The following is an 11,983-nucleotide window of genomic DNA, read 5'->3' on the forward strand; positions in this document are numbered from 1 at the left end:
TGGAAGTTTGAATTTAAAAATTAATGGTAACCAAATTGAAGTACCAGAGAGTATAAAAACAGTAGCTGGGCTACTTACACATTTAGAGTTAGATAACAGAATTGTTGTAGTAGAACGTAATAAAGATATTTTACAAAAAGATGATCATAACGATACATCTGTTTTTGATGGGGACCAAATTGAGATTGTAACTTTCGTAGGAGGCGGTTGATTATGTTAAACATTGGACAATTTTCATTTCATTCTAGACTTTTATTAGGAACAGGGAAATTCCCTGATTTTGATGTGCAGCAAAAGGCAATTGATGTTTCTGAGGCTGAGATTTTAACATTCGCAGTACGTCGTATGGATATATTCGATGCGAAGCAGCCTAATTTATTAGAGAAACTTGATGTAAAAAAATATACGTTATTACCGAATACAGCAGGAGCAAAAAATGCTGAAGAAGCTGTTCGTATTGCAAAATTAGCAAAAGCTTCTGGACTTTGTGACATGATAAAAGTAGAAGTTATTGGTGATGATAGAACGTTATTACCTGATCCAGTAGAAACGTTAAAGGCATCTGAAATGTTACTAGAAGAAGGATTTATCGTTCTTCCTTACACATCTGATGATGTTGTATTAGCACGCAAACTACAAGAACTTGGCGTGCATGCGATTATGCCAGGAGCATCACCCATCGGATCAGGACTTGGTATTGTAAATCCATTAAATTTAAGCTTTATTATTGAACAAGCGACAGTACCAGTTATCGTTGACGCAGGTATTGGTAGCCCAGCTGATGCGGCATTTGCGATGGAATTAGGAGCGGATGGTGTGTTATTAAATACTGCAGTATCTGGAGCGAACGATCCTATTAAAATGGCATACGCAATGAAATTAGGTATTGAGGCAGGACGATTAGGGTTTGAAGCAGGTCGTATTGCACGTAAGCGCTGCGCGACAGCAAGTAGTCCTTTAGAAGGAATGAGCGTAGTTGAATAATCGATATTCTCGCCAAGAACTATTTTCTCCAATTGGGGAAGAAGGGCAACAAAAGCTAGGAGAAAAGCATGTACTTATTATCGGTGCAGGTGCATTAGGTAGTGCAAATGCAGAGATGTTTGTAAGGGCAGGCGTTGGTAAGGTAACAATTGTTGACCGCGATTATGTAGATTGGAGTAATTTGCAAAGACAACAATTGTATGCAGAGAGTGATGTAGAGAATAATCTTCCGAAGGCTGTAGCGGCAAAAAAACGTCTAGAAGAGGTTAATAGTGAAGTAAGAGTAGAAGCTCTCGTTCAGGATGTAACGGCTGAAGAGTTAGAAGAACTCGTTACAAATGTTGATGTAATCATCGATGCGACTGACAATTTCGAAACACGTTTCATTGTGAATGATATATCGCAAAAATATTCTATTCCATGGGTTTACGGGGCATGTGTAGGGAGTTACGGTCTTTCTTATACTATTCTTCCAGGAAAAACGCCATGTTTATCTTGTTTATTACAATCGATTCCACTTGGCGGAGCGACATGTGATACGGCGGGTATTATATCACCTGCTGTATCTCTTGTCGTTTCTCATCAAGTAACGGAAACACTTAAACTGTTAGTAGAAGATTATGACTCGCTTCGAGATGGGCTTGTATCATTTGATGTATGGAAAAATGAATATTCATGTATGAATGTGCGAAAGCTTCGTAAACATAATTGTCTATCGTGTGGTGAACAAGCAGTATATCCATATTTAAATAAGGAAAACACTTCAAAAACAGCAGTGTTATGCGGGAGAAATACAGTTCAAATTAGACCACCTTATAAAGAGGAAATGGATTTTGAACAATATAAAAAATTGTTGAATGATCGTGTGACTGATTTAAATGTAAATCCATATTTATTATCATTTTCGGTTGAAGAAAAGAGATTAGTTGCTTTTAAAGATGGCCGTGTCCTTGTACATGGAACGAAAGATATAAGCGAAGCGAAAACAATTTATCATCGCTATTTTGGGTAGAAAAGGATGAGTGGAATGAAAGTGAATAAAGCTTTAACGATTGCAGGGTCTGATAGCGGAGGCGGCGCTGGGATTCAGGCGGATTTAAAAACATTCCAAGAGCTTGGTGTATATGGAATGACGGCTATTACAGCAATTACTGCTCAAAATACGCTTGGCGTTCAAGGGGTGTATCCTGTTTCTTTAGAAGGAATTACGGAACAGCTGCATTCAATTGGCACGGATTTAACGCCAGATGCTGTGAAACTGGGAATGTTATTTAGTAGTGAAATTATTCAAATTGTGGCAGAGCATATTAAGAAATTTTGCTGGAATAATATTGTGCTAGATCCTGTTATGATTGCTAAAGGTGGTGCGTCATTATTACAACAAGAAGCAGTACAAGCATTAAAAGAATATTTATTGCCAGTAGCAACTGTTGTCACACCGAATGTTCCTGAAGCAGAAGTGTTAACTGGAATGGAGATTCATAATGTAGAAGATAGTAAGGAAGCTGCAAAAGTATTGCATGAATTAGGGGCTAAATATGTGCTTATGAAGGGCGGACATGCAGAATATCAAGGTAATGAAGTAATTGATTTACTCTTTGATGGTGAGCAGTTTATTGAATTTAGAAGTGAACGAATTCCTTCGAAGCAAACGCACGGAAGTGGGTGTACATTTGCTTCAGCGGTTACAGCAGGACTTGCGAAAGGCTACTTGATGGAAGAGGCAGTTCAAGAAGCAAAACGATTTATTAGTATAGCAATTGAAGAGCCATTGAATATTGGAAGTGGTCATGGGCCGACGAATCATTTTGCATATAAATTGAATAAGACGCATGTATAAAGATACGAGAAGCCAGTTTGTTAACTGGCTTTTTTTGTGTTTACTTTTTCCAAATACAGGAGTAATATATCAGCCAGAATACATTTTTTGTAATACGCTGAGTCCAAATGTATGGAGCGGAGGAACCAATTTGTGCGTCGTCACTAGGGGTGAATCTTTCAATGTTGAAAGTAGGGCTACTCTCAAAGTCCGAATCCGACAGCTAACTTCGTAAGCGTCTTGAGAGAGGACGGTGCCATGATGGATACATCACTTCATCGGTCTGATTAGTATAGGAGAATATCAATCTATGTTTGAGTTCTTTTATGCTAAGGAGGATGAGGTACATGGAACTAACACTTATTTGTGTTGGAGAAAAAAACAAGGTAAAGAGTTTAAGAGAGCTAGTAGCATTTCAGCATGAGTTAATTATTTTTACAGCCAATGAAGAGATAGCGGCTGAAGTTAGAGAGTATGGGTTTGAATCAGCTTATAGCTGTAATAAGGAGAAGGATTTTACTAGTATTTGCACACGTATTAAGAAGGTGATTTTACTAGGGGATGAGCTTCCGATAGTTAGTTTCTTCACAGAACACATTCGTTTTTCTTTTCAAGCGCCTATTACTGTTGTTACAAAGAATAAACGCTATCCGGCCAGGCTCTATGAAACAATTGGAGCTAAATTTGTAGTGTTTACGAACTGTGATAATATTTCTTTTTTATTTTTTGAATAAGGTGGGGGAAATGAAGATGAAAGTGTTGTTACTAGGAGATATAGCGAATCGTTGGGCGATATCGGTAGAGAGAGTTCACGAATTGGTAGTGCTCGATCCTCTTTTTCCAGGTCCATATATTATATTACCATCAAAAGATGTTTTGTATTTAGAGGCGGATATTACCGAATATGAGCAGTTACATGCGGAATTATCACAAGTTTATATTCGAGGGAGAAATTTGCGTGCTTTTTTGCGTGGAGAATAAAGGTTGAATGAAAAAAGAGCGAATGCTGAGTGCAACAAGCTATGCACTTCATGTAATTCGCTCTTTTTATTTCGTATTTAAAAGATCATTTCTGTGAAAAAGAAAGGAAAGACGAGAAAACAGATGAAAAAATATTAATAACAACTAATGTAAACGCTTAAATAGATGGATATTTTCTTATTTTCAGTAATTTACCCCTTTACAAGTTAAATTTAGAGGAGTATATTTACTCTCATAAATCATTCATAAAATTTCCAAAAAAAACCTAAAATCGCTGAGTTCCAGAAATGGAGCGGGGGAACCAATTTTGTGCATTGTCACTTGGGGTGAATCTTTCAATTTTGAAAGTAGGGCTACTCTTTAGGCCCGAATCCGACAGCTAACCTCGTAAGCGTTTAGAGAGGAGGTTTACTTTGTGTTGTTCGTTTCGAACACTAAGTAGAGCTTAGTGTTCTTTTTTTGATAACTAGATGGTAAAAATTAACAAAAGTGAGGGGTAGTTATGTTAGATGTTGTAATGATCGGTATTTTTGTTGGGTTAGTCGCATCGATGGCAAGTCTTGCAAGTTGGTCAGATAAAGTTGTGAAAGAAGGGAAGCAATCATGATGATTGCCTTATCGGTTATTGTTGCAGCGATTACGGTGTACTTAGTATACGCATTATTAAATCCAGAAAAGTTTTAATTAGGGGGAATCATTCATTATGATTTGGGTTGCAGTCGTTATTACAATGCTCTTGTTTATTTTAGTAGCAAAGCCAACGGGGATTTATTTAGAGAAAGCCTTTCAAGGTAGCAAGAAGCTAGATAAAGTATTCGGGCCTTTTGAGAAACTTATTTTTAAAATTACAGGTGTAAAAGGATACAATCAAACGTGGAAACAGTATGCATTATCATTAGTTCTACTCAATGGATTTATGATTGTCGTCGTATATTTGATTTTCAGATTACAAGGTGTATTGCCATTAAATCCAGCGCATATTGAAGGGATGGAGCCTACGCTCGCTTTTAATACAGCGATTAGTTTTATGGCTGATACAAACTTACAACATTACAGCGGTGAAAATGGTTTATCTTATTTATCACAATTAATCGGGATTACATTTTTAATGTTTGCGGCACCAGCAACGACGTTAGCCATCGTTATGGCATTTATAAGAGGGCTCGCTGGAAAAGAACTTGGTAACTTTTTCGTTGATTTTACGAGAGCGTTAACGAGAGTTTTTCTTCCTATCGCATTTATTGCGGCGTTAGTCTTTGTCGCACTTGGTGTACCACAAACGTTAGATGGGGCGGTTACAGCACAAACAATTGATGGTGCGAAGCAAAGTATTTTACGTGGTCCAGTTGCATCATTCGTTTCAATTAAGGAACTTGGAAATAACGGCGGTGGATTTTTCGGGGCAAACTCTACACATCCTTTTGAAAATCCAGGGCAAATGAGTAATATTTTGCAAATGATGCTTATGATGTTATTGCCAACAGCACTTCCATTTACGTACGGAAGAATGGTAGGAAATAAAAAACAAGGACGTATCCTTTTCGTTTCACTATTTATGGTGTTTTTACTCGGATTTATAACGATTACTACATCTGAATTAAATGGTAATCCGGCATTAAATGGAATGGGTATCGAACATGTACAAGGAAGTACAGAAGGAAAAGAAGTGCGATTTGGAACAGTATTTTCTTCACTATACGCAACAGTAACGACAGCTGCTGAAACAGGGGCCGTTAATACGATGCATGATACGTTAACACCAATTGGCGGATTAGTACCACTCGTAAATATGATGTTGAATACAGTATACGGTGGTGTTGGAGCGGGCTTTATTAATATTATTATGTATGCAATTATTGCAGTCTTTATATCTGGATTAATGGTCGGAAGGACACCAGAGTTTTTAGGTAAAAAGATTGAAGGTAAGGAAATGAAATTAATTGCAGTAACGATTCTATTTCATCCATTACTTATTTTAGGATTTTCAGCATTAGCTCTTTCAACAAGTTTAGGAACGGATGCGATTTCTCACTCCGGTTTTCACGGTTTAACGCAAGTTGTATATGAATACACATCGTCAGCTGCGAATAACGGATCTGGATTTGAAGGATTAGCAGATAATACACCGTTTTGGAATATTACGACTGGTTTAGTTATGTTTTTAGGACGTTATTTCAGTTTAATTACGATGCTAGCTGTGGCAGCTTCATTGAAAGAGAAGACGGTAGTACCAGAAACAGTCGGAACGTTCCGTACGGATAATGGTTTATTTGGAGGAATCTTTATTGGAACGATTGTAATTGTTGGTGCGTTAACATTTTTCCCGATGTTAGTACTCGGCCCAATTGCAGAATTTCTTACATTGAAGTAATGGAGGGTACATGATGAGACCGGTAGTAGTAAAAGAAAAACAAGTAAATCAGTCACAAATACATGCTGTAGAAGATGAAGTTAGACAAGCGAAAACGATGGATCGTGATATCGTGACACATGCGATGAAACAATCCTTTGCGAAATTGAACCCGAAAGTAATGATAAAGAATCCGATTATGTTTGTTGTGGAAATTGGATTTATCATTACGTTAATTTTATCCTTTCTTCCAAGTATTTCTAGTAGTGTACCAGGATGGTTTAATATAACAGTTTCTCTTATTCTATTATTTACAGTTTTATTTGCTAACTTTGCAGAAGCTTTAGCTGAAGGGCGTGGTAAAGCGCAAGCCGATTCTTTAAAACAATCGAAGAAAGATGTGTTTGCAAATGTTGTAAAAGAAAATGGAGATATTGTTCAAGTTTCAGCAACTGATCTGAGAAAAGGTGACGTTGTTATTGTAAAACAAGGAGAAATGATTCCAAATGATGGTGAAGTAATTAAAGGTTTAGCGTCTGTCGATGAATCTGCAATTACAGGGGAATCAGCTCCTGTAATAAAAGAGGCGGGTGGCGATTTTTGTTCAGTAACAGGCGGTACGATGGTCGTAAGTGATGAGATTACGATTGTAATTACGAGTAACCCTGGCGAATCATTTATTGATAAAATGATTTCTTTAGTAGAAGGAGCTGCGCGTCAAAAAACGCCGAATGAAATTGCCTTAAATACAGTATTAACGAGTTTAACTCTAATTTTCTTAATCGTCGTTGTGACGTTGCCGATTTTTACAAACTATTTAGGGTTTCAAATTGATACAGCTGTACTTGTAGCATTGTTAGTTTGTTTAATTCCAACGACAATTGGTGGGTTATTATCAGCGATTGGTATTGCTGGGATGGACCGCGTAACAAAGTTTAATGTATTAGCGATGTCAGGGAAAGCAGTAGAAGCTGCGGGCGATATTAATACGATTATTTTAGATAAAACAGGTACGATTACTTTCGGGAACCGGATGGCACATACACTGCTACCAGTAGGAAATGAAACGATTGAGCAAGTAGGAAAATGGGCTGCGATTAGCTCAGTTTTAGATGAAACACCAGAAGGTCGATCTGTTATAGAATATGTACAAACGAAATCTATATCATATAATAGAGAAATTGCAGAACAAGGTGAATTTGTTCCATTTAAAGCAGAAACAAGAATGAGCGGTGTTGATTTACAGGATGGAACGAAAGTGAGAAAAGGTGCTGTTGGTGCCGTGATTGAATGGGTTCAATCGCAAGGCGGGATGATTCCAAAAGATGTGAATCAAAAAGCAGATTTGATTTCAAAAGAAGGCGGAACACCACTTGTAGTTGCAGTAGACAATCGTATTTACGGTTTAATATATTTAAAGGATACAGTGAAACCTGGTATGCGTGAACGTTTTGAACAATTGCGCCAAATGGGGATTAAAACGGTTATGTGTACAGGTGATAATCCGTTAACAGCAGCAACAATTGCAAAGGAAGCAGGAGTAGATGAATTCGTTGCTGAGTGTAAACCAGAAGATAAAATTGCGGTTATTAAAGCAGAGCAAGACAAAGGGAAACTTGTAGCGATGACAGGTGATGGTACAAATGATGCCCCGGCATTAGCGCAGGCGGATGTTGGATTAGCGATGAATAGTGGTACGACAGCTGCGAAAGAAGCAGCGAATATGATTGATCTAGATTCGAATCCAACAAAAATCATTGAGGTTGTAGGAATTGGTAAGCAATTGTTAATGACGCGTGGTGCGTTAACAACGTTTAGTATTGCAAACGATATAGCAAAATACTTTGCAATCATTCCAGCAATGTTTACACTTGCGATTCCGCAAATGGAAGCATTAAACATTATGAAATTAACATCACCGCTTTCAGCAATCTTATCAGCATTAATATTTAATGCGGTTATTATTCCGTTACTTATTCCTCTAGCGATGAAAGGTATCGCATATAAACCGATGAGTTCGAATGCACTACTTAGCCGAAACTTACTCATTTATGGGCTTGGTGGAGTTATCGTTCCATTCATTGGAATTAAAGTAATTGATATGATTGTCGGCTTGTTCATATAAGGAAGAGGGGAAAAAAGATGGCGAAAAAACAAAGTATACTTTCACCAATTATTCGTATTACTTTTACATTTCTAGTTTTGTGCGGCCTCGTATACCCGCTTATTGTAACTGGTATTGCGCAAGCGGTAATGAAGGATAATGCGGATGGAAGTCTTATATATAATGATAAAGATGAAGTAGTTGGTTCAAAATTAATCGGTCAAAATTTCACAGATCCACGTTATTTTCATGGACGTGTCTCTAGTATAGAATATAAAGCAGAAGCATCTGGTTCAAATAACTATGCACCGTCTAATCCAGATTTAGCAAAACGAGTTGAGAAAAGTATTGCAGAGTGGAAGGAACAAAATCCAACCATTCCAGTTACAGAAGTACCGATAGATTTAGTGACGAATTCAGGTTCAGGGCTTGATCCTGACATTAGTCCGAAGGCGGCTTCTGTGCAGGTAGATCGCATCTCGAAATTAACGAATATTCCGAAAGAAAAGCTAGATCAATTGATTAAGGATCAAACGGAAGGAGCTGCACTCGGTTTATTTGGAGAGGATCGTGTAAACGTCTTAAAGCTAAATTTAGAATTGCAGAAATTAATGAAATAGTAACAGTGCTACCTCAATCTAACGGATTGAGGTAGCGTTGTTTCGAAAGAAAGGTTGTGAGTGTTTTGTATGCGGATGACTATAAACCTACGTTTCAAAGGCGAACGCCAGAAGAGTATTTAGAATATATTCGGCAGCAAAATCGCGGAAAGTTAAAGCTATACGTAGGGGCTGCACCTGGAGTTGGGAAAAGTTATAAAATGCTATTTGATGCAAGAGAGATGAAAAAAGACGGTATTGATATTGTAGTTGGTTTAATTGAAACACACAGTAGAAAAGAGACGGAAGAAGCAATTGCTGATTTAGAAAAAGTTCCTTTAAAAGAAATAGATTATAAAGGGAAAGTATTTTATGAACTTGATGTAGAAGAAATTATAAAGCGGGCACCACAAATTGTTGTTGTGGATGAACTTGCGCATAGTAATATTCCCGGGTCGAAAAATAAGAAACGTTACATGGATGTGCAGGAATTGTTAGATGCCGGTATATCTGTATTATCAGCGTTTAATATTCAACATTTAGAAAGCGTTCATGATATTGTAGCTCAAATTACGAATGTCAAAGTACGAGAGCGTATTCCAGACTTTATTTTACAAAAAGCAAATGAAATTCAGCTTGTTGATGCAACACCTGAGGTACTCCGGAAGAGATTAATAGATGGAAAGATATATAAGGAAGAAAAAATTCAACAAAGCTTACAAAACTTCTTTACGATAAATAATTTAGGGGCATTAAGAGAGTTATCACTTCGAGAAGTTGCAGATGATATGGATGAGAAAATTAGCCAAACAGTAATAGAACCGATCGGTGTGAAAGAAAAAATTCTCGTTTGTGTACAATACAGTTCAACAGCAGAGAAATTAATACGGAGAGGTTGGCGCATGGCTGATCGGCTAAATGCTGAATTGTATGTGTTAAACGTTGAAAGAGAAAATATAGATTCTATTTCAGCTGGCAAAAAGCAAACGATTGAAGAATGGAAATCGCTAACGAATCAATTTGATGCGAGCTTTGTATTAGAAGAAGCAAAGGGAAGAAAGCCCGCTGATGTTATTATTGAAGTTGCAAAAAGACTACAGGTGACACAAGTTTTACTCGGGCAATCGGCGAGAACACGGTGGGAAGAAATACGAAAAGGTTCTATTGTAAATGAAATTATGAGACAAACGAAGTATATTGATATTCATATCGTTGCTGATCAAAGAGCTTAAGAGACCATCTATAGGTCTCTTAAGCTCTTTGTGCAGCATGGGAATGTAGCATTTTCATTGCGTGTAAAACTATAAGTAGAAATATAATTGCCCCTAGGAAGAAAATCCAAAAGTAATTTTGATTAAATAAAAGAAACCCACCTACAATAGGCCCTGTACCCATACTAAGATAGCGAATGAAGTTGTACATACCGATGGCAGTTGCGCGTTCTTGTACGAATTCTTCCGTTAATAAAGTAGTGTGAGTCGGCATAGAAAGTCCCATACTAAAACCGTATAAAGAGGTAACGATAATTACGGATGGGATATTGATGCTATATGTGAAAGAGAATAAAGTGACACATATAATGTTGAAGAAACTAGTGATGAAGAAAGCCTGCTTTGTTGTGAAATGTTTTTGCAAAAATTTGTAGCAATAGCTTCCTAACATAAGAGAAAGTGACATCGGTACAAACATAAGACCAATTTCACTTGCGCTTAGATGAAATATATTTGTTAATATGCTAGGTAAAAAAACGAGGAAACAGAAATATATACAAAATTGAATAAAGCCAATAAGTGTAATGGAAAATCCAGTTTTATTTTTTAAGATAAGCCAGTAATTCTTTTTTGCTTTAGGTTTCTCAATTACATTTGGTTTTGTTTCTGGAAGTAGTGAAATGTTTATAATTAATAAGATGATGCCAATTGTAGATAAAAAAAGAAATACAGATAAGTGGCCATTTATACTGCCGAGATAGCCACCTATGAGAGGACCGATTGCAGGTGCGAGAGCAAGTAACATTTGATAAAGGCTCATCGCTTCTCCGCGTTCTTTTCCTTCAAATAAATCACCGATAATCGTTGCTGCAACTACAGGTATAGCCGCTATTCCTATAGCTTGAACAGCTCTAAAAAATAGAAATAAGTAAATGTTTGGTGAGAAAGCACAACCAATTGAGCCGATTGTACTAATGATTAAACTAGGGATAAGGACAGATTTTCTTCCCTTTGTATCAATTAAAGGTCCGTATATGAGCTGCATAACCGCAAGAACGAATGTGAAAAGTGAAACGGTTAAATTTACAAGATAAAGAGAAGTATGAAACGAATTTTGAATCATCGGCAAGATAGGTGTATAAATATTTTGAGCGAAGGAACCGAGTAAGGCACTCATACAGACAACATATAAAATGAAATTCAGTTTGGTTTTTTCCATAATGTTAACCTCCTTGTCATTTGGTTTCCTTGGAAACTAAATTAATTTTAACATGATTTTCTCACTTGTAAAGATGAAAAAATGATTTTAAAATGGTATATAGTTAAATTGTTTCTTTGGAAACTTAGGAGGCGAATGGATTGGAACGTACAGCGAAACAAATGGAAATACTTTCGGATATTCGTACACTTTTTCATAAAAAAGAAGAGCATTTGAAAGAAAATAATGAGAAGTTTCTTCGTGAGACAGGTGTAAGTGGTATGTCTTTATCTGAGTTACATGTTATCGAGTGTATCGGAAAAAATGGTCTGATGAATGTAACTGCTATTGCAACAGAAATGGGAATGACGAAAGGCGCAATCTCTAAAATTTGTACAAAGTTGTTTCAAAAGCAATTCGTTGAGAAAATGCAAATGTTAGATAATCAAAAAGAAATTTTCTTCCGCTTAACGGAAAGAGGAAATGAAATATATAAAGCTCATGAAAAATTGCATAAACAAGCTGAAGAAAAGTGGCTGTTACTTTTAGATGGATATACGAAAGAAGAGCAAGATTTTATTCAAAGGTTTATAAAGGATGTCTCTGGTCATTTGGAAATATAATTGGAAGAAAAAACCCCTCCATTTCAAGCCTTTTCAATATAATTTCTGAAAGAACTCATATATAATAGAAAAAGATACTTAACATAGTGAATAATTAAAGAGTCAATATATATA

Annotated in this window: 14 protein-coding genes and 2 riboswitches; of the genes, 13 read left to right on the forward strand and 1 reads right to left on the reverse strand. The window is 36.6% G+C overall.

What is annotated here, in order from left to right; genetic code table 11:
- Nucleotides 1–7: 7 nt before the first annotated feature.
- The 12 genes from thiS to kdpDN all read left to right on the forward strand — a co-directional run bounded on the left by thiS (nt 8) and on the right by kdpDN (nt 10,069).
- Complete coding sequence (thiS, locus tag MKY90_RS03855) at nt 8–211, forward strand: sulfur carrier protein ThiS (protein ID WP_002010653.1); 204 nt, start codon at nt 8–10, stop codon at nt 209–211.
- Nucleotides 212–213: 2 nt separating this feature from the next.
- On the forward strand, nt 214–984 hold the full coding sequence (thiG, locus tag MKY90_RS03860; RefSeq protein ID WP_002186754.1) for a thiazole synthase: 771 nt from the start codon (nt 214–216) through the stop codon (nt 982–984).
- Complete coding sequence (locus MKY90_RS03865) at nt 977–1,996, forward strand: thiazole biosynthesis adenylyltransferase ThiF (protein ID WP_002140432.1); 1,020 nt, start codon at nt 977–979, stop codon at nt 1,994–1,996. The genes thiG and MKY90_RS03865 overlap by 8 nt, the downstream gene beginning before the upstream one ends.
- A 15-nt stretch (nt 1,997–2,011) precedes the next feature.
- A complete protein-coding gene (gene thiD / locus MKY90_RS03870; protein WP_341090405.1) occupies nt 2,012–2,824 on the forward strand; it encodes a bifunctional hydroxymethylpyrimidine kinase/phosphomethylpyrimidine kinase in 813 nt (270 codons plus the stop codon).
- Between the two features lie 85 nt (nt 2,825–2,909).
- A riboswitch (cyclic di-AMP (ydaO/yuaA leader) is annotated at nt 2,910–3,057 on the forward strand.
- 93 nt (nt 3,058–3,150) lie between these two features.
- Nucleotides 3,151–3,537 (forward strand): hypothetical protein, encoded by a 387-nt coding sequence (locus MKY90_RS03875; RefSeq protein WP_002010661.1) that lies wholly within the window; start codon nt 3,151–3,153, stop codon nt 3,535–3,537.
- A gap of 16 nt (nt 3,538–3,553) precedes the next feature.
- A complete protein-coding gene (locus MKY90_RS03880; protein WP_016101779.1) occupies nt 3,554–3,784 on the forward strand; it encodes a hypothetical protein in 231 nt (76 codons plus the stop codon).
- Nucleotides 3,785–4,046: 262 nt separating this feature from the next.
- Nucleotides 4,047–4,192, forward strand: a riboswitch (cyclic di-AMP (ydaO/yuaA leader).
- A 94-nt stretch (nt 4,193–4,286) separates the two neighbouring features.
- On the forward strand, nt 4,287–4,391 hold the full coding sequence (locus MKY90_RS03885; RefSeq protein WP_000887888.1) for a SipW-dependent-type signal peptide-containing protein: 105 nt from the start codon (nt 4,287–4,289) through the stop codon (nt 4,389–4,391).
- Nucleotides 4,388–4,468, forward strand: a complete 81-nt coding sequence (kdpF, locus tag MKY90_RS03890; protein WP_000972378.1) for a K(+)-transporting ATPase subunit F — start codon at nt 4,388–4,390, stop codon at nt 4,466–4,468. Before MKY90_RS03885 ends, kdpF begins: the two co-directional genes overlap by 4 nt.
- A gap of 19 nt (nt 4,469–4,487) precedes the next feature.
- Nucleotides 4,488–6,155: a potassium-transporting ATPase subunit KdpA gene (kdpA, locus tag MKY90_RS03895; RefSeq protein ID WP_341090408.1), complete on the forward strand. Its 1,668-nt coding sequence runs from the start codon at nt 4,488–4,490 to the stop codon at nt 6,153–6,155.
- Between the two features lie 13 nt (nt 6,156–6,168).
- The gene (gene kdpB, locus MKY90_RS03900) at nt 6,169–8,259 is read left to right on the forward strand and encodes a potassium-transporting ATPase subunit KdpB (protein WP_002125344.1); all 2,091 of its coding nucleotides are present in this window, start codon (nt 6,169–6,171) and stop codon (nt 8,257–8,259) included.
- Nucleotides 8,260–8,276: 17 nt separating this feature from the next.
- On the forward strand, nt 8,277–8,858 hold the full coding sequence (gene kdpC / locus MKY90_RS03905; protein ID WP_063218557.1) for a K(+)-transporting ATPase subunit C: 582 nt from the start codon (nt 8,277–8,279) through the stop codon (nt 8,856–8,858).
- Between the two features lie 56 nt (nt 8,859–8,914).
- Nucleotides 8,915–10,069 carry a KdpD-like non-kinase potassium sensor gene (gene kdpDN / locus MKY90_RS03910; protein ID WP_341090412.1) on the forward strand — a complete coding sequence of 385 codons (1,155 nt, stop codon included), beginning with the start codon at nt 8,915–8,917 and terminating at the stop codon, nt 10,067–10,069.
- 19 nt (nt 10,070–10,088) lie between these two features.
- Here the strand turns inward: kdpDN and MKY90_RS03915 are convergent, their stop codons facing one another.
- The gene (locus tag MKY90_RS03915) at nt 10,089–11,267 is read right to left on the reverse strand and encodes an MFS transporter (RefSeq protein ID WP_341090415.1); all 1,179 of its coding nucleotides are present in this window, start codon (nt 11,265–11,267) and stop codon (nt 10,089–10,091) included.
- Between the two features lie 140 nt (nt 11,268–11,407).
- Here MKY90_RS03915 and MKY90_RS03920 point away from each other — a divergent pair, with 140 nt between their 5' ends.
- A complete protein-coding gene (locus MKY90_RS03920; RefSeq protein WP_002125351.1) occupies nt 11,408–11,869 on the forward strand; it encodes a MarR family transcriptional regulator in 462 nt (153 codons plus the stop codon).
- Nucleotides 11,870–11,983 lie beyond the last annotated feature (114 nt).

Origin of the sequence: Bacillus sp. FSL P2-0099, assembly GCF_038007445.1 — a bacterium.
GTDB lineage: Bacteria > Bacillota > Bacilli > Bacillales > Bacillaceae_G > Bacillus_A > Bacillus_A mycoides.

Excerpts from the sequence above, each read along its gene's own strand:
- thiG (WP_002186754.1), top strand. The coding sequence starts at position 214 with ATGTTAAACATTGGACAATTTTCATTTCATTCTAGACTTTTATTAGGA.
- thiD (WP_341090405.1), top strand. The coding sequence starts at position 2,012 with ATGAAAGTGAATAAAGCTTTAACGATTGCAGGGTCTGATAGCGGAGGC.
- MKY90_RS03875 (WP_002010661.1), top strand. The coding sequence starts at position 3,151 with ATGGAACTAACACTTATTTGTGTTGGAGAAAAAAACAAGGTAAAGAGT.
- MKY90_RS03880 (WP_016101779.1), top strand. The coding sequence starts at position 3,554 with ATGAAAGTGTTGTTACTAGGAGATATAGCGAATCGTTGGGCGATATCG.
- MKY90_RS03885 (WP_000887888.1), top strand. The coding sequence starts at position 4,287 with ATGTTAGATGTTGTAATGATCGGTATTTTTGTTGGGTTAGTCGCATCG.
- kdpF (WP_000972378.1), top strand. The coding sequence starts at position 4,388 with ATGATGATTGCCTTATCGGTTATTGTTGCAGCGATTACGGTGTACTTA.
- kdpA (WP_341090408.1), top strand. The coding sequence starts at position 4,488 with ATGATTTGGGTTGCAGTCGTTATTACAATGCTCTTGTTTATTTTAGTA.
- kdpB (WP_002125344.1), top strand. The coding sequence starts at position 6,169 with ATGAGACCGGTAGTAGTAAAAGAAAAACAAGTAAATCAGTCACAAATA.
- kdpC (WP_063218557.1), top strand. The coding sequence starts at position 8,277 with ATGGCGAAAAAACAAAGTATACTTTCACCAATTATTCGTATTACTTTT.
- MKY90_RS03915 (WP_341090415.1), bottom strand. The coding sequence starts at position 11,267 with ATGGAAAAAACCAAACTGAATTTCATTTTATATGTTGTCTGTATGAGT.